This window comes from Paraburkholderia sp. GAS348, from assembly GCF_050434205.1.
GTDB lineage: Bacteria > Pseudomonadota > Gammaproteobacteria > Burkholderiales > Burkholderiaceae > Paraburkholderia.
On sequence record NZ_JBNPVT010000008.1, the window covers coordinates 187,082 to 202,662 of the forward strand.

General features: G+C 62.9%; 15 protein-coding genes and 1 pseudogene. 11 read left to right on the top strand and 5 right to left on the bottom strand.

Annotation, left to right across the window (positions count from 1 at the left end; genetic code table 11):
* The first annotated feature begins 20 nt into the window (after positions 1–20).
* The 5 genes from P3T22_RS16450 to P3T22_RS16470 all read left to right on the top strand — a co-directional run bounded on the left by P3T22_RS16450 (position 21) and on the right by P3T22_RS16470 (position 4,768).
* The gene (locus P3T22_RS16450) at positions 21–818 is read left to right on the top strand and encodes an FAD binding domain-containing protein (RefSeq protein ID WP_063494507.1); all 798 of its coding nucleotides are present in this window, start codon (positions 21–23) and stop codon (positions 816–818) included.
* 143 nt (positions 819–961) lie between these two features.
* Positions 962–1,849, top strand: a complete 888-nt coding sequence (locus P3T22_RS16455; protein WP_429325485.1) for an AAA family ATPase — start codon at positions 962–964, stop codon at positions 1,847–1,849.
* A gap of 83 nt (positions 1,850–1,932) precedes the next feature.
* Positions 1,933–3,186, top strand: a complete 1,254-nt coding sequence (locus P3T22_RS16460) for a vWA domain-containing protein (RefSeq protein ID WP_063497781.1) — start codon at positions 1,933–1,935, stop codon at positions 3,184–3,186.
* A complete protein-coding gene (locus tag P3T22_RS16465; protein WP_063494505.1) occupies positions 3,177–3,773 on the top strand; it encodes a CoxG family protein in 597 nt (198 codons plus the stop codon). The genes P3T22_RS16460 and P3T22_RS16465 overlap by 10 nt, the downstream gene beginning before the upstream one ends.
* On the top strand, positions 3,746–4,768 hold the full coding sequence (locus tag P3T22_RS16470) for an XdhC family protein (protein ID WP_063494504.1): 1,023 nt from the start codon (positions 3,746–3,748) through the stop codon (positions 4,766–4,768). Before P3T22_RS16465 ends, P3T22_RS16470 begins: the two co-directional genes overlap by 28 nt.
* Positions 4,769–4,776: 8 nt before the next feature.
* Here P3T22_RS16470 and P3T22_RS16475 read toward each other — a convergent pair whose 3' ends face one another.
* On the bottom strand, positions 4,777–5,517 hold the full coding sequence (locus P3T22_RS16475) for a PepSY-associated TM helix domain-containing protein (protein ID WP_063494503.1): 741 nt from the start codon (positions 5,515–5,517) through the stop codon (positions 4,777–4,779).
* Positions 5,518–5,854: 337 nt separating this feature from the next.
* Between P3T22_RS16475 and P3T22_RS16480 the strand changes: the two genes are divergently transcribed.
* Positions 5,855–7,756 (top strand): DUF3857 domain-containing transglutaminase family protein, encoded by a 1,902-nt coding sequence (locus P3T22_RS16480; protein WP_082854896.1) that lies wholly within the window; start codon positions 5,855–5,857, stop codon positions 7,754–7,756.
* Between the two features lie 136 nt (positions 7,757–7,892).
* On the opposite strand, the gene P3T22_RS16485 is transcribed toward P3T22_RS16480, so the two are convergent.
* Both P3T22_RS16485 and P3T22_RS16490 read right to left on the bottom strand, forming a co-directional pair.
* Complete coding sequence (locus P3T22_RS16485) at positions 7,893–8,921, bottom strand: serine/threonine protein kinase (RefSeq protein ID WP_063494502.1); 1,029 nt, start codon at positions 8,919–8,921, stop codon at positions 7,893–7,895.
* A gap of 100 nt (positions 8,922–9,021) precedes the next feature.
* Positions 9,022–9,234 (bottom strand): hypothetical protein, encoded by a 213-nt coding sequence (locus P3T22_RS16490; RefSeq protein WP_063494501.1) that lies wholly within the window; start codon positions 9,232–9,234, stop codon positions 9,022–9,024.
* Between the two features lie 421 nt (positions 9,235–9,655).
* Between P3T22_RS16490 and P3T22_RS16495 the strand changes: the two are divergent.
* The 3 genes and pseudogenes from P3T22_RS16495 to P3T22_RS16505 all read left to right on the top strand — a co-directional run.
* Positions 9,656–10,150: pseudogene (locus P3T22_RS16495) on the top strand (efflux RND transporter permease subunit); the annotation flags it as partial.
* An 81-nt stretch (positions 10,151–10,231) separates the two neighbouring features.
* Positions 10,232–11,521 (top strand): MFS transporter, encoded by a 1,290-nt coding sequence (locus P3T22_RS16500; protein ID WP_063494499.1) that lies wholly within the window; start codon positions 10,232–10,234, stop codon positions 11,519–11,521.
* 501 nt (positions 11,522–12,022) lie between these two features.
* Positions 12,023–12,208: a hypothetical protein gene (locus P3T22_RS16505; protein ID WP_063494498.1), complete on the top strand. Its 186-nt coding sequence runs from the start codon at positions 12,023–12,025 to the stop codon at positions 12,206–12,208.
* Between the two features lie 164 nt (positions 12,209–12,372).
* Here P3T22_RS16505 and mgrA read toward each other — a convergent pair whose 3' ends face one another.
* The gene (mgrA, locus tag P3T22_RS16510) at positions 12,373–13,416 is read right to left on the bottom strand and encodes an L-glyceraldehyde 3-phosphate reductase (protein ID WP_429325486.1); all 1,044 of its coding nucleotides are present in this window, start codon (positions 13,414–13,416) and stop codon (positions 12,373–12,375) included.
* A 221-nt stretch (positions 13,417–13,637) separates the two neighbouring features.
* On the opposite strand from mgrA, the gene P3T22_RS16515 reads away from it, so the two are divergent.
* Positions 13,638–13,844, top strand: coding sequence for a DUF3185 family protein (locus P3T22_RS16515; RefSeq protein WP_063494496.1), 207 nt, complete (start codon positions 13,638–13,640; stop codon positions 13,842–13,844).
* Positions 13,845–13,916: 72 nt separating this feature from the next.
* Here the strand turns inward: P3T22_RS16515 and P3T22_RS16520 are convergent, their stop codons facing one another.
* Entirely contained in the window at positions 13,917–14,678 is a 762-nt protein-coding gene (locus tag P3T22_RS16520; RefSeq protein ID WP_063494495.1) for a phytanoyl-CoA dioxygenase family protein, read from the bottom strand.
* Between the two features lie 463 nt (positions 14,679–15,141).
* Here P3T22_RS16520 and P3T22_RS16525 point away from each other — a divergent pair, with 463 nt between their 5' ends.
* Positions 15,142–15,510, top strand: coding sequence for a hypothetical protein (locus P3T22_RS16525; protein ID WP_063497779.1), 369 nt, complete (start codon positions 15,142–15,144; stop codon positions 15,508–15,510).
* Positions 15,511–15,581: the final 71 nt, after the last annotated feature.

A 15,581-nucleotide genomic window follows, 5' to 3' on the forward strand; every position in this document is an offset into this window, starting at 1 on the left:
TCCTGAGCGGAGCATTCGACATGTATTCATTCGAGTATCAACGCGCGACGGATCCGCAAGCGGCCGCCGCAGCCATCGCCGCCGACAGCGAAGCGAAGTTTCTTGCCGGCGGGCAAAGCCTGCTGCCGACCATGCGCCTGCGTCTCGCGCAGCCCTCGCAACTGATCGACGTGACGCGGATTCCGGCGCTTAAATCGATCGCCGTCGATGCCGGCAAGGTGACAGTCGGCGCCGCCGTCTGTCACGCGGACGTCGCTGATCACGCCCAACTTCGGCGTGTGCTGCCGGCGCTTGCAGACCTCGCCGGGCACATCGGCGATCGCCAGGTGCGCGCGCTCGGCACCATCGGCGGCTCGCTCGCGAACAACGATCCAGCTGCCTGCTATCCGGCCGCGGCGATGGCGCTCGACGCGACCATCGTCACCGATCGGCGACGGATTTCGTCGAGCGATTTCTTCGTCGGCATGTATGAGACCGCGTTGGCGCCCGACGAGTTGATCGTGGCCGTCGAGTTTCCGGTGCCCGAACGCGCGGCGTACGTGAAATTCGAGAATCCGGCTTCGCACTTTGCGCTGGTCGGCGTGTTCGTCGCGAAGTTCGCGAGCGGCGTGCGCGTCGCGGTGACGGGCGCGGCGGCTTCGGTTTTTCGCGCGCCGGAACTGGAAAGCGCGCTATCGGCGAATTTCACGCCCGAGGCTGCGCGAGCGGCGACCGTATCCGACACCGACCTGAACACCGACATGCACGCGAGCGCTGAATATCGCGCGCATCTGATTCCGGTGCTGACCGCACGAGCGGTGACGAAGGCGAACGGTTAGCGATCCCTGCGGTTGGCGGCTGACGTGACGTGCCCCGGCATGGCACGTCAGCCGCGTTCCCGGCCCGCGCAGTCCGTCGCCGCCGCGCCGCGGCCGCGCTGCCCCGCGCGTAACCCGTTTCATCGTGCAGATTCAGGAACACCATGCAGCCTGCTTCAATCGACGACACCCTCGCGCAACTCGCAGCCCAGGACTACTTCGCCAGCCGCGAACTCGCGACCGCGTTGTATCTCGCACTGCGCATGGAGCGGCCGTTGTTCGTCGAAGGCGAGCCGGGTGTCGGCAAGACCGAACTCGCCAAAGCCGCGGCGGGGATGCTCGGCACCTCGATGCTGCGGCTGCAATGCTACGAAGGACTCGACACCGCCAGCGCGCTCTACGAATGGGACTATCCGCGCCAGATCATGGCGCTGCGTCTGGCCGAAGCCGCCGGCGAACGGCCGGGCAACGACACGCTGTATCGCAGCGAATTTCTGCTGAAGCGTCCGCTGCTGCAAGCGCTGATGCCCGACGAAAATCATCCGGGCGCGCGCCGCGTTCTACTGATCGACGAAATCGACCGTGCCGACGAACCGTTCGAAGCCTTTCTGCTGGAACTGCTTTCGGACTTCCAGGTATCGATTCCCGAATACGGCACGGTGCGCGCGGAGCAGCCGCCGCTCGTCGTGATGACGTCGAACCGGACGCGCGAAGTACACGACGCATTGAAGCGTCGATGCCTGTATCAGTGGATCGGCTATCCCGAGCGCGATCGTGAACTGGAAATCGTCGCCGCGCGTGCGCCGCAAACGTCGGCGGAATTGCAACGGCGTGCCGTCGATTTCGTGCATCGGCTGCGCGGTATGGATCTGTTCAAGGCACCCGGCATCGCCGAAACGATCGACTGGTGCCGCGCGTTGGAAGCGCTGTCGGTGACGGAACTCGACCCGCAATCGGTGCAGAACACCTTGGGTGTGCTGCTCAAGTATCAGGACGATCTGGCGCGCGTCGATGCCGCGCAGATCGCACAATGTCTCGCGGTGCGGGAGTAACGGCGATGACGCTGGCAACGGACGGTGACCACGATGCGTCGGCTGGCGGCGGAGCGCCCGCAAGCGAGGCCGGCGCGCGTCCGATGAATGCCGCAATCGACAGGTCAGCCGCGCAGGCCGATACGCCCACCCTGGCCCGCAACGTCGTGCACTTTGTGCGCGTGCTGCGCGGCGCGGGCTTGCCGATGTCGCCGGCGCAAGCCGTCGATGCACTCGCCGCGTTGCACTGGATCGACCTCGGCCGGCGCGACGATGTGCGCGCCGCGCTCGCCACACTATTGGTCTGCGCGCCGGACGAACGCGACCTCTTCAATGCCGCCTTCGATCTGTTCTGGCGCGACCCGGATTGGGAAGGCAAGCTGCGCGCGCTGCTGCTGCCGAAAGTCCGCGATGGTCTGCCGCCACCCAAACGCAACAACCGTCTCGCCGACGCGCTTGCCGTGCGCACGCCGCCTTCGCCGCACCGCAAAGCGCCGCAGGAAACCGAACAACACGAACTGCATGCGCACGTCACCTTCAGTGCTGAAGAGCGGCTGCGTCATCGCGATTTCGACACGCTTTCCGCTGACGAATGGCGCACGTTGCGTCATCTGATCCGCGGCCAGCGTCTGCCGCTCGCCACTGAACCGACGCGCCGCCTGAAGGCGGCCTCGCACGGCACCCACGCCGATTTGCGCGCGAGCGCCCGGCACGCAGTGCGCGCAGGCGGCGACTGGACGGTATGGAAATATCGCGCGGTGGCGGAACGCAAGCCACCGCTCGTGTTGCTGCTCGATATCTCCGGCTCGATGAGCAACTATTCGCGCGCGGTCCTGTACTTCTGCCATGCGCTTCTGCAATCGCGTGAGCGCCTGCAGGTGTTCCTTTTCGGCACACGCCTGACCAACGCGACGCGCGCGCTACGCGAGCGCGATCCCGACGTCGCAATCGCGACGCTCACCGATCAGGTGGTCGACTGGTCGGGCGGCACACGGATCGGCGCGGCGCTCGCCGAATTCAACCGACGCTGGGCGCGCCGCGTGCTGACGGGCAGAGCCACCGTGCTGCTCGTCACGGACGGCCTCGATCACGAAGCGATCGAGGTGCTCGACACCGAAATGGCTCGCCTGCGCCGCTTCGCGCACCGTATCGTGTGGCTCAATCCGCTGCTGCGTTTCAGCGGTTTTTCACCGAAAGCGCGCGGCGTGCAGGCGATCCTGCCGTATGTCGACGCGCATCGCCCGGTTCACAATCTAGACAGTCTGGCGGCGTTTGGCCGCGATCTCGCGCAACTCACGCGCGCGCCTCGCGTCACCCTATCCGCCACGACAACCGCAGGAGCAACGCCATGGAATTAAGTGAAACCCATACGCTGCCGGTTTCTCAGCAGCACGCCTGGGATGCGCTGAACGATACGGAAATCCTGCGCGCATGCATTCCCGGCTGCGAGAGCATCGACCCGGATGGCGAAAATGCATACGCGGTGGTGATGAGCGCGTCGGTCGGTCCGGTGAAGGCACGCTTCAAAGGGCGTATGGAGTTGACCGACATCGAGGCGCCGAACACCTACACCATCGTTTTCGAAGGCCAGGGTGGCGTGGCAGGCTTCGGCAAGGGCAATGCGCACGTCACGCTCGAGCCCGAGGGCGACGCTGCGACGAAGCTCACGTACACGGCGACTGCGCAGGTGGGTGGCAAGCTCGCGCAGATCGGTTCCCGGCTGGTCGACGGCGCGGCCCGTAAAATCGCGGGCGAATTTTTCAAGCGCTTCGGCGCGCAGGTCGGCGGCGACGCTGACGGCGCACCGGCCCCGGATGAGGGTGGCACTGCAGCAACTGAAGCGGCGGCGCAAAATACAGAATCGGATGAGGCCGCGGACACTGAGTCCGGCGGCGACGGAACCAAAAGGAAGAAATCATGGAAAGCGTGGATCTCGAAGTTCTGAAGTCCAGCGCACGCTGGCTAGGAGAGGGACATCGCGCGCTGCTGGTGACGGTGGTGAAGACGTGGGGCTCGTCGCCGCGTCCCGAGGGCGCGATGCTCGCGGTGCGTGACGACGGACTCGTGGTGGGTTCGGTATCGGGCGGCTGCATTGAAGACGACCTGATTGACCGTGTGCGGCAAAGGGGCATTGAGCAGACGCGCCCGGAAGCGGTGAAGTACGGCATTACGGCTGAGGAAGCGCATCGCTTCGGCCTGCCGTGCGGCGGCACGATCCAGCTGGTGCTGGAGCCTTTGACACCGCAAAGCGGTATTGCCGAGCTGTGCCATGCGGTCGAGGACGGTCGTCTGGTAGCGCGCGAAGTCGACATGGTGACGGGCGCGGTGCGGCTCGATGCGGCGCAGGCGACGGACGGCGTGCATTTCGACGGCGAGCGTCTGCTGACGATTCACGGCCCGCGTTACCGGATGCTGGTAATCGGTGCGGGGCAGTTGTCGCGCTATCTGTGCAACATCGCGGTCGGGCTCGACTATCAGGTTACCGTGTGCGATCCGCGCGAAGAGTACACCGAGGAGTGGAGCATTCCCGGCACGAAGATCGTGCGGACGATGCCGGACGATACGGTGATCGAGATGAAGCTCGACGAGCGGTGCGCGGTAATTGCTTTAACGCACGATCCCAAGCTGGATGATCTCGCTTTGATGGAGGCGTTGAAGACGCCGGCGTTTTATGTCGGCGCTTTGGGGTCGAGAAGGAATAACCAGGCGCGGCGCGAGCGGTTGAAGGAGTTTGATCTGAACGATGTCGAGTTGGCCCGGTTGCATGGGCCGGTTGGGATTTATATTGGTAGCCGGACGCCGCCTGAAATTGCTGTTTCTATTCTCGCTGAGGTTACTGCGGCTAAGAATGGTGTTTCGTTGCCGACTTTGTTGCAGGTTGAGGGCGCTAAGGCCGCGCGGGAGATTGCTGCTTCTGGGGGCACTGCTTGTAGTGTCTAGTCGCTTTTTTACATCAATCCACAAACCACGGCGGCAACCACCGAGCCGCCAACCAACACGACACCGACGACACGCCGCTTATTCAGTTCGGTCCACAGCAAGACGCCAGTCAAAGAAAGCAAAATCATCCCACCAGCAATCGTATCGATCAGCAAAACCCACCCAACACTCAACCCCACGCCGCGATGCAGGTTATTCATCGTCGTAAGAAACGAGTTCTGCGTGCGCTTCACCGCAACAAACCCATTCCCAACCCAATACTCCGCCTGCACATTCTGAGCAGGCCCAACAATCCCGACTTGCCAGAACTCCGGCTGCATCGTCCTGCGATCGCCCCACGCCACCGGGTGCGCCGGCTCGCGCTTCACCTTTCCCGGCTTGCCGTCGATCTTCAACTCGCCCTTGAGCCATTTCGCCATCTCCATCGGCGACTTCAACTGCCGTTGCGGCACAGGAATCTGCAGCTCCTCCACCTGCGCCTCACCAGACGACACCTTCAACGGTCCGCCCCGATGGTTCAGCAAAAAACCGGTCGCGCCGAACATCAGTCCCAACACCGCGCCCCACAAACCGACCCAGCCATGCACCTTGCGCAACCACTTGATGAAATTCGCCCGCCGCGAACGCTGGCGCCGCGCCGCCTGCTCGGCGTCGTCCATCGGATGACGACCGCGCTCCGGCGTATGAGCGGTGTCTTGCGTGCCGCCACTAGCAGCAGGTTTCATATCGATCGAATCAGGCGCGTTCACATCCAGGCTCCAGGCGCAGCAAGTTAAACCCTCGCCGACCGGCGAAGGGCAACGACGAGGCGCCCGCTCACACCAGCGGTAAAGGAAAGTCGAAAGGAAGAACGGGACAAACCCGGCTTGCGGTTCGGGCCGTCCGGCTGAGAGGCTGGCTGGCAGTCACAGAAGAGGAGCAATGCGACAAAAAGCTGTCGATACCTTTCAATTGAGAATGGCTATCATTACATAATTGGGGCATTTGCTCAATCGCAAAGCGTGGTATCCGCTTGACATCCAGGCGGCGCAAACCGACTCTAATTGGCGATCCCGTCAACGTTGCCGTTCCGGATACCTGCCCGCCATGCGCCTCGCCTCTTTGGTTTGTCTTGCTTGTCTCGGCTGGCTGGCGTGCACTCACGCCGCGAGCGCGAGTATCGCGGCCAAACTGGACGACCCCTATACCAACGAAGGCGAAACGCAGACCTTCACCGTCAACGCCGACGGCTCCTTCTCGAAGCTCGATTCGATGACGCTGCACGTGAACAACGAAGCAGGCGTCGCGCGGGTGGCGCAGCAGTACGTCTGGTTCAACCGCAATATGGCGGACGTGCAGATCATCGAGGCGTATACGATCACTGCCGACGGCGTTCGTCACGACGTGCAGCCCGAGCAGATCCGCGACGTGCAGGAAGCCCGCTCGTTCGACGCGCCGATGTTCCAGGACATCCAGGAAAAGGTGATCGTGTTCCCCGCCGTCGAACCCGGCGCGCGCGTGCACCTCACCTATCGCAAGACGCAAAAGCAGCCGATCGTTCCGGGCGAGTTCAGCGACTTCACGCCGCCCGATCTCGCGCCGACGCACAACTTTCACCTCATCTACGACCTGCCCGCCGACAAGCCGCTCTATGCCGATGCACGCGGCTTCACCGCGCTGCAACCGGTCACGCGCGACGGCCGCACGCGCTACGAATATCGTTACGACAAGGCGCATTTCAGCCGGCTCGAGCGCGGCTCGATCGCGTACGTATCGTATGGCGACCGGCTGATGGTTTCGACCTTTCCGGACTACGCCGCTTTCGCCGCCAGCTACCGGGCGTCCAGCGCCGACCCGAGCGCGCGCGACGCCGCCGTCACGCGTCTCGCGCACAACCTCACCGCGCGTGACCACACCCCACGCGACGAAGCCAAGACGCTGTACGACTGGGTGCGCCGCAACGTCCGCTACGTGGCGATCTATGTCGGCCGCGGCTCAGTGGTGCCGCACAGCGCAAGCGCGATCCTCGCGAACCGCTACGGCGACTGCAAGGATCACGTGGCGTTATATGGCGCGCTGCTCGACGCGCTCGGCATCCGCAACGAGCCGGCCTTGATCAGCAGCGGCTCGATCTATACGCTGCCGAGCGTGCCGGGTTACGGCGTCATCAATCACGCCATTACGTGGCTGCCGGATTTGCAGCAATACGCCGACTCGACGGCCTCGAATGTCGAGTTCGGTTTTCTGCCGTCGTCCGATATGAACCGGCCCACCGTCCTCGTCAATCAGGGGGTGGTCGCACAAACGCCGGCCACGGAGTTGACGACGCGCAGCAGCGACCTGTCGATCAAGGTCGAACCGGACGGCTCAGCAAGCTTCACCTATCGGCTGGAAGCGTCGGGCGCCACGGCCGAACAGGCGCGCGCGATGTTGCGCACACAAACGCCCGCGCAACGTGAGGACTCGATCCAGGCGGAATTGCGCAGCGCCAACCTGCGCGGCACGGCCACGCTGACCACCAACGACCTCGACGTGGCCGACGGCCCGCTGACGATCACGATGAAAGGCACGCTCGAAAGTCTCGTGGTGCCGGGCGCAGCGGCCTCGATTCCGGCGCTGACAAGTCTGGCCGGCGGCTTCGAAGCGGACACCCGATATTGGCTCGGCGAACGGCAGCGCACGCAGCCCTTCGTCTGTCACAACCTGGCCTTGCATGAACACGCGCGCATTGAATTACCCGCGAATTTCCACGTGCTCGAGATGCCGGAAGCGAAACAAACCCAGGACCGCTTCGTCGATTTTCAGTCGCAGTACGCGTTCGATCCGCTCAGCAATGTGATGACGATGACGCGCGACGGCGCCACCCATTTCGGCAGCGAGGTCTGCACACCCGACGACTTCGTGCAGATGCGCCCCGCGCTCGAAGCAATCGGGCGCGACGTGCGCGCCGAAGTGATCGTCAAATCGACGCTGGTGGAATCGTCGAGCGTGGCCGCGCAGGCGCCGTGAGACATCGTCGACGTGCCGGACGGCGCCTTGGAGACATCGTCGACGTGCCGTGACGGCGCCTTGGAGCTAACGGCCCATGCGCTGCGCAGTATCACCGGCCGCCACAGACCCGGCGAGCGCACGGAAGCGCCAACGCTCAAACCGGCCAGAGCGGCCCTTCCTGCATCGCGCCAAGCTGCTCGCGCAGTTCGAGGATGCGGTCTTCCCAGTAGCGCTGCGTGTTGAACCACGGAAACGCCGCCGGAAACGCCGGGTCGTCCCAGCGGCGCGCGAGCCATGCCTGATAGTGAATCAGCCGCAGCGTGCGCAACGCTTCGACGAGATACAGTTCGCGCGGCTCGAAGTCGCAGAAGTCTTCATAACCGGCGAGCAGATCCGCCAGCGCACGCGAAGCCTCGGCGCGCTCGCCCGGCAGCAACAGCCACAAATCCTGCACCGCCGGCCCCATGCGGCTATCGTCGAAGTCGACGAAATGCGGGCCCGCGTCGGTCCACAACACATTGCTCGGATGACAATCGCCGTGCATCCGCAGCATGCGAATATCGCCGGCGCGCTCGAATGCGCGTTCGACGCCCTCAAGCGCGAGATTCACCACGGCTGCCCACGCGGGCCGTACGTCGTCAGGCACGAAGCGGTGCGACAGCAGGAAGTCGCGCGGCTCGTAGCCGAACGTGTTGATGTCGAGCGTGGGACGTTCGGTGTAGTTCTGCGTCTGCCCGACCGCATGGATGCGGCCGATAAAACGCCCCAGCCATTCGAGCGTATCGCGCCGGTCCAGATCGGGCGCGCGGCCGCCGCGGCGTTCGAAGATCGAGAAACGGAAACCGTCGAAGGTATGCAGCGTGCGGCCTTCGAAAACACGTGCAGGCACGGCCGGAATCTCGCGCGCGGCGAGATCGGCGACAAAGGCGTGTTCTTCGAGAATGGCGGCGTCGGTCCAACGCTCGGGACGGTAGAACTTGGCGACCACCGGCGGGCCGTCTTCCACGCCCACCTGGTACACGCGGTTCTCGTAGCTGTTGAGCGGCAGCATGCGACCGTCGGTGTACACACCGACGCTGCTGAGCACGCTGTCGAGCGCGTCGAGCACGATTTCCGGCTTGAGCCGGGCGAAAGGCACGGCGCCATCGGCGCCGTCCTGTGGGTCGAAATTGTCGTCGTTCATGTCCGCATTGTGCGCCGCGCCGCCATCAAAGACGAGGGCGTCGGCTCACTTTGCGGTTGACTGCCTCCTTGTCACTACCTGAATCGGAATCAAACGAGTGTCAATGCACCTGCGCGCTCGCCGGGCGCACTTGCTCGCCCGTATCGATCAGATCTTCAAGGAAAAAGGGTTCAGTGTTCAGATGCTCCGATGTGCCGGGTTCGCCGGCATACCAAGCCACCATCGCCATGTCGCCAAGAATGCGCATGACGATCCCACGTGCGTCTTTCGGCACGGCGATATGCACCGATCGGACAATGGAACCGATTTGCATGATGTTTCCCCGTTTCTCCTATAGCCGGCTTTATGGTTTCCACGCCGGTCAAGGTGATGATAAAAGCGCCGCTTCGCCAATAACGTTGCGTACGCACCCAATCTGCTGCGCGTAAGACGCGTGAGAGGTTCGAGTCATTGTTCCCGTTTTGCGGGGCCATGAAAAGCGCGAACACAAGGCTGTTCACCCGTCGTTTCGCCCTATTCCCATTACAGCGCGCCGGGCCGATGATCTGGGCGTAAAGCGTCGTAACGAGACCATCATAAACCCAGCCGGGGCGATATATCAAAATCATGCACCGCCAGAACGACCCGCCTTATCCGCCCATTCGGGCTCCTGGCCGGCGCCGCGGCATGCGCCATGGCCGCTATGCGTGCCGCGCCGGCGGCTCTGGCTTTCAGCGACCTCGCTAGCCATGTGGATCGTCGGGCGCGACGTGGCCGGCAATCGCGCCTTCGCCGCGCAGTTGCTGAACCGCCTGCGCACGGTGCCGGGTCTTGCCGATGCGCGCGTCCAGCAGCCCGCCGATTTGCCGCGCATCTTTATCGATGTGGACCGCACGCGCGCCCAGCAAGCAGGCTTTTCGCAACGCGACATAGCGAGTGATCTGCTGATTACGCTGTCTGGCAACCAGCAGACTACGCCGACGTTCTGGCTCAATCCGCGCAACGGCGTCAGCAAGATCATCGACGATGCCAAGGCCGATCTGCCCAAAAGCTCGACCATCGAAGTGCGCGGTCAGGTGCAGACGATGAACGAATCGTTCTCAGGTCTCTTCGCCGGTCTCGTGTTCGCGATCCTGCTGGCGTACCTGCTGATCGTGGTGAATTTCCAGTCGTGGCTCGATCCCATCATCATCATCACGGCGCTGCCGGGCGCGCTGGCGGGCATCGTGTGGATGCTGTTTCTCACGCACAACGGTTAGCGCATCCGTCCGGATTTATCAGCGTATCCTTAACTCCTTTGAGTACTTCCCGCGCCCCAAGGAGATTTTTTCGTGACCGCATCGCCGGAATCCCACCGGACTGCTACTTCGGCTGTTCCTGCTTCGTCTGCTTCTTTCACCTCCGCTGCCGTGTCTGACGTCCTCGACATTCCCTATCTCGAACGCGGCACGCGTGTCTATTGGCGCGCCAGCATCGCGCTGCTGTTCGCCGGCTACGCCACCTTCTCGTTGCTGTATTGCGTACAGCCATTGCTGCCCGCGTTCTCTACGGCGTTCAGCGTGACGCCGGCACAGAGCAGCTTGTCGCTTTCGCTGACGACAGCCGCGCTCGCGCTTGCCATATTCGTGGCCGGTTTCGTCTCGGAAGGCTGGAGCCGTCACAAGCTGATGACCGCGTCGCTCACGCTGTCCGCGCTCTTGACGATCGGCGTGTCGATCGCACCGCATTGGCATCAATTGCTCGTGTTGCGCGCACTCGAAGGCCTCGCGCTCGGCGGCGTACCGGCCGTTGCGATGGCGTATCTCGCGGAAGAAGTGCACCCCGATGGACTCGGTCTCGCGATGGGGCTGTATGTCGGCGGCACGGCGATCGGCGGGATGGCGGGGCGTGTGATTACCGGCGTCGTCGCGGATCTGTTTTCGTGGCGCGTGGCAATCGGCACGATCGGCGTGCTCGGCATTCTCTCGATGCTCGCGTTTCGCGCGCTGCTGCCGCCGTCGCGCCATTTCGTGCCGCGTCGCGGGCTCGGCTTCGCCCATCACCGCACCGCCCTGCTGAAGCAATTCACGCGGCCCGGCTTGCCTCTGCTGTTTCTACTCGGCTTCGTGCTGATGGGCAGCTTCGTCACGCTGTACAACTACATCGGTTACCGGCTGCTCGCGCCGCCCTACCTGTTGAGTCAGACGGAGATCGGCGCGATTTTCATCGTGTATCTAACGGGCGTGGTTGCCTCGCCGTGGTCGGGCCGCATGGCCGATACCTTCGGCCGGGCGCGCGTGTTGACCGGCAGCCTGCTGCTGATGGCGCTCGGACTCGCCCTCACGATGCTCCATCCGATCACGGCAATTGCAATCGGGATCGCATGCGTGACGTTCGGCTTCTTCGCCGGACATTCGGTGGCAAGCGGCTGGGTTGGACGCCTCGCGAAAGAAGCCAAGGGGCAGGCGGCCGCGCTGTATTTGCTCGCGTATTACATCGGCTCAAGCGTGGTCGGTTCCTATGGCGGGCATGTCTGGGCGGGTTATGGCTGGAATGGCGTCGCTGCACTGGTGAGCACGCTGCTCGTCATCGGCATCGTTGCGGCCACGCGCTTGGGTCAACACGAACGGACCGCGGGATGAGGGAGCACTGCTGTTCAGCCTTGGGGAACCAAGCGTGGACGCAGCATGGAACCTGTCTTATCTTGGAGGTGCCTGAGCTTCGGGCGTACTTGGGCTTTGGGCGTGCCTGGGCTTTGGGCGTACCCGGGCTTTGGGCGTACCCGGGCTTTGGGCGTGCCCGGGCTTTGGGCGTGCCTGGGCTTTGGGCGTACCCGGGCTTTCGGGGTACCCGAACCTATGAACACCTGAATTAGGCGACAACAATCCGCCGTGCATCGAACCAGGCTGAAAAGTAAGGGCCGTGTAAGCAACCCCTTCACCCTCTACTACGCTTTTGCTGCAGCGCGCCAATCGCGGCGCCCCTTGCAGCACTGGGTTCAGCGGCCTGCGAAGACACGCTGCAGCGCCGCAAAGCGTGGCTACGTCGATCTAATCGTCGCCTATACTCGATTCGAGCGTCTGCAGCGCATGACTCCAGAAATAGAGCCGCTGCCTTCGCCAGTACTAAAAAAGGAGACGGGTATGACGACCTACTTCACGATCGGCGATTTCATCCTGGTCATTCCGATGGCGCTGGCCGGGGCTTTGTTTGTCGGCGCGCTTCCCTGCAAGACGGAGTTGCGTCACAACGCACTGCGCGTGCTAGGTGCGCTGATCGGAGTGATGTTCGCGGTCGTGTTGGTCGAGGGCTTGCCTGCGCTGGTTTAGCGCGGTCTGGCGAAGCCGGCCTCTACGCTTCGCCGATGGTTCGGTTGCCTGAACATAGTCGCGTCGGCCACTGTGCGGGAAGCGTGTGCGCTTGAACTGCATCGAAAAAGAAAGCCGCCTCATGGGCGGCTTTCCTTGTTTCTACCACCTGAAACACCGTGCGATCAGATCGCCTGGTCCGTCGACGGCTTTTCCCACAGATTGATGCCACCTTCAGTCGCGTAGCGGTCGATCTCCGCCAGCTCTTCCTTCGAGAACGCGAGATTCTTCAGCGCACCGACGTTCTCGCGCACCTGTTCCGCGCGGCTTGCGCCGATCAGCACGGACGTGACGCGAGGATCGCGCAGTGCCCAGGCAAGCGCCATCTGTGCGAGGCTTTGTCCGCGACGCTGCGCGATGTCGTTGAGCTTGCGCACGTGTTCGATGTTTTGCGGGCTCAGATGCTCCTGCTTCAACGAACCGCCGCCCGGCTTGTTGACGCGCGCGTCTTCCGGCACGCCGTTCAGATACTTGCCCGTGAGCAAGCCCTGCGCGAGCGGCGTGAACGCGATGGCGCCCGCGCCGACTTTCCCGAGCGTGTCCAGCAGTTCCCGTTCGATCCAGCGGTTGAGCATGTTGTACGCCGGCTGATGGATCAGCAGCGGCACCTTGTACTCGGCGAGCAGCTTCGCCATGTCGAGCGTCTTGGTTGCCGAGTATGACGAAATACCGATGTACAACGCCTTGCCTTGCTGTACGGCACTCGCCAATGCACCGGCGGTTTCTTCGAGCGGCGTATCGGCATCGAAACGATGCGAATAGAAGATATCGACGTAGTCGAGGCCCATGCGCTGCAGGCTCTGATCGAGACTCGCGAGTACGTATTTGCGCGAGCCGCCGCCCTGTCCGTACGGACCCGGCCACATGTCCCAACCCGCTTTCGACGAGATCAGGAGTTCGTCGCGATACGGCTTGAAGTCGTCTTTGAAGAGCCGGCCGAAATTGGTTTCGGCGCTGCCGTACGGGGGGCCGTAGTTGTTGGCGAGATCGAAGTGAGTGATGCCCAGATCGAAGGCCGTGCGCAGGATATCGCGCTGCGTGGAGATCGGCGTGGTATCGCCAAAGTTGTGCCACAGGCCCAGCGACAGCGCCGGCAGTTTGAGCCCCGACTTGCCGCAGACGCGGTATTGCATGTCCGAATAGCGTTCTGAAGCTGCTTCGTAAGCCATTGCTAGTGTCCTTGATGTTGAAGTCGCCCGGCGATCACGGGCGTGAGGAAATCACGTGCTGCGCGAGGCGTGCAAGTTTTATGTCTGGATATGGGCGGGACCAGAACGGTATGGTAGCCAATCGTCGTGCTGCCTGCAGAGGCCCACTATGCGGGATGGACGACTGCCTGCGGCTCCCCTACACTTTGGCCGATCAGAGCTTATCGAAGGGAGGCGGATTCATGACGAAGGCGATTTCAATCGCGCTGATTGTCGGCGGTATTGTCTTGTTGTATTTCGGCGGGCAGGCGTTCAACTCGGTCAGCAGCGAGGTGTCTCGCGTGTTTACCGGGTCTCCGACTAATAAGGCGATCATGTTGATTGCGGCAGGTGTAGTGGCGACAATCGCCGGCCTCACGGGCGTGGCACTTTCCGGTCGCAAGCGGTAGAGAAGCGTTAGGGCGCTGATTGCCCGCGCGGCGCGAGTCCAGCAAACATCCGCGCCGCGCAGGGCAAAAAAACTAAAAGGCAATTTCAGGCTTGGCTGCCGAGCGGGATCCCGGCAGGGGCACATTGCTCGCACCGTGATAGGTAAACACCAAAGAAAATTTCACCTGATCGCTGAGGTTCTTGCCAGCCGAATGCAGCGTGTTGCAATGAAAGAACACCACGTCGCCGGCATTGAGCTCGGGCGAAACCGCGGTGCGAATCAACGCCTGATTCTCTTCCAGATCGGAGCGGAAAAACTTGGCCTCGTCGAAACGGTCGGAAGTGAAGGTAGCGCTGTGCGACTTCGGCACTAACCACAACGCGCCGTTATCGACCGTCTCCGGCCCGACCGCAAGCCACACCGACACCAGATCGTCACGCTCGAACGACCAATACCTCACGTCACGATGCCAGCCGGTCAAGCTGCCATAAGCAGGGTGCTTGGTCATCATGCAATTGTGATGCGCCCGCGATAAGCGCGGTTCCTCACCGAAATACAGTTCCATCCAGCCGCGAATTTCCGGTGCGGTCGCCCACTGCGCAAAATCCGGATGGCGCCCGTACGCATCCAGCAGCCGGCGAACCGTATGGCCGCCCGGCGCATGCTTTGACTCCGGCGCGCCCGGATACCGTAGATCCGCTTCGAACTCGATCGGCGCCACCGCTTCCTGCAACTGCCGCTCGGCAATCTGCTTCAGTTCGCCGCAACGCTCGGGCGACACCAACCCAGGTACAACGACAAATCCTTGCTCCCGCAACGTTTGAATCTGCTCTTTCTTCGAGTGAAGTGACATGGTGTTCCGTTACTTTCGACTGGCTGATGCTCGATTGTAAAACGGGCGCGATCGGACCGTGCGCTGTTTCGCCTTTCGAGAAGCCAAGGCCTTACGCACTACTCTCACGCGAAATGGCAGTTTGCACGGCACCCTGGCAGGGCAAGCACGCACGAAAATCGACCGCAAAGGGCTCGACCCCGCAAGCGTGGCATATCGCGTTTACCCCGTAAAAACCCGTATTCGCAGGGTAAAAACCGACTTTCTGACGTCATGAATCGCGTGTAGCCTGCACACATGTTGATCGCTACTCCCGCACTTTTGCGGCGCGCAAGCGCCGCTGTGACCGGCTCCACCGGCCTCCGCGCCCTTTTCCCTCGAATTCCGGGCTTCCGCGCTATCCAGCGCGACACCGCCATTGGCACATTTGGTGCTCTTTCTGGCACACACTCCGTCGCGCGGCACGTTGCCCACTTGTGAAGCCATGCATACTCTTCTGAGCACCCGTCTTACTCGCGCCGCGTTGAAAGCGGCGCGTCCGGCGCGCCGCCATGTCGTGCGTGCGCTGCGTCACCATGCCACCCGCACTCGCGCATTGGGTGAACAATGGCGCGAAGCCAAAGCGGTCGACAGCATTCGCACGTGGTTCCACACCTTCTTCTCCGCGCTGCGCCTGAAAGGCAGTTCGCGCCGTTTTTCTCTGCGCACGCTGCTGCGCAAACCGACGCCGCTGCACCTCACCGCTACGCGCAATGCGCCGGTCGCCGCACCGCAAAGCACGAGCCGCCGACCGCGCCGTATGTCGACGAACGGCAGCACCGGCTGGTTTGCGTTCGCGTTTGCGAGCCGCTGAATGAGCTGCCACACAATTCGCAGGCGATAAAAAACCCCGCACAGCTTGCGCCGGCGGGGTTTGGCTGAAGC

What these genes read in the sequence shown, in the direction of transcription:
- P3T22_RS16450 (WP_063494507.1), top strand. Translation starts at nt 21, where the DNA reads ATGTATTCATTCGAGTATCAACGCGCGACGGATCCGCAAGCGGCCGCC.
- P3T22_RS16455 (WP_429325485.1), top strand. Translation starts at nt 962, where the DNA reads ATGCAGCCTGCTTCAATCGACGACACCCTCGCGCAACTCGCAGCCCAG.
- P3T22_RS16460 (WP_063497781.1), top strand. Translation starts at nt 1,933, where the DNA reads ATGAATGCCGCAATCGACAGGTCAGCCGCGCAGGCCGATACGCCCACC.
- P3T22_RS16465 (WP_063494505.1), top strand. Translation starts at nt 3,177, where the DNA reads ATGGAATTAAGTGAAACCCATACGCTGCCGGTTTCTCAGCAGCACGCC.
- P3T22_RS16470 (WP_063494504.1), top strand. Translation starts at nt 3,746, where the DNA reads ATGGAAAGCGTGGATCTCGAAGTTCTGAAGTCCAGCGCACGCTGGCTA.
- P3T22_RS16480 (WP_082854896.1), top strand. Translation starts at nt 5,855, where the DNA reads ATGCGCCTCGCCTCTTTGGTTTGTCTTGCTTGTCTCGGCTGGCTGGCG.
- P3T22_RS16485 (WP_063494502.1), bottom strand. Translation starts at nt 8,921, where the DNA reads ATGAACGACGACAATTTCGACCCACAGGACGGCGCCGATGGCGCCGTG.
- P3T22_RS16490 (WP_063494501.1), bottom strand. Translation starts at nt 9,234, where the DNA reads ATGCAAATCGGTTCCATTGTCCGATCGGTGCATATCGCCGTGCCGAAA.
- P3T22_RS16505 (WP_063494498.1), top strand. Translation starts at nt 12,023, where the DNA reads ATGACGACCTACTTCACGATCGGCGATTTCATCCTGGTCATTCCGATG.
- mgrA (WP_429325486.1), bottom strand. Translation starts at nt 13,416, where the DNA reads ATGGCTTACGAAGCAGCTTCAGAACGCTATTCGGACATGCAATACCGC.
- P3T22_RS16515 (WP_063494496.1), top strand. Translation starts at nt 13,638, where the DNA reads ATGACGAAGGCGATTTCAATCGCGCTGATTGTCGGCGGTATTGTCTTG.
- P3T22_RS16520 (WP_063494495.1), bottom strand. Translation starts at nt 14,678, where the DNA reads ATGTCACTTCACTCGAAGAAAGAGCAGATTCAAACGTTGCGGGAGCAA.
- P3T22_RS16525 (WP_063497779.1), top strand. Translation starts at nt 15,142, where the DNA reads ATGCATACTCTTCTGAGCACCCGTCTTACTCGCGCCGCGTTGAAAGCG.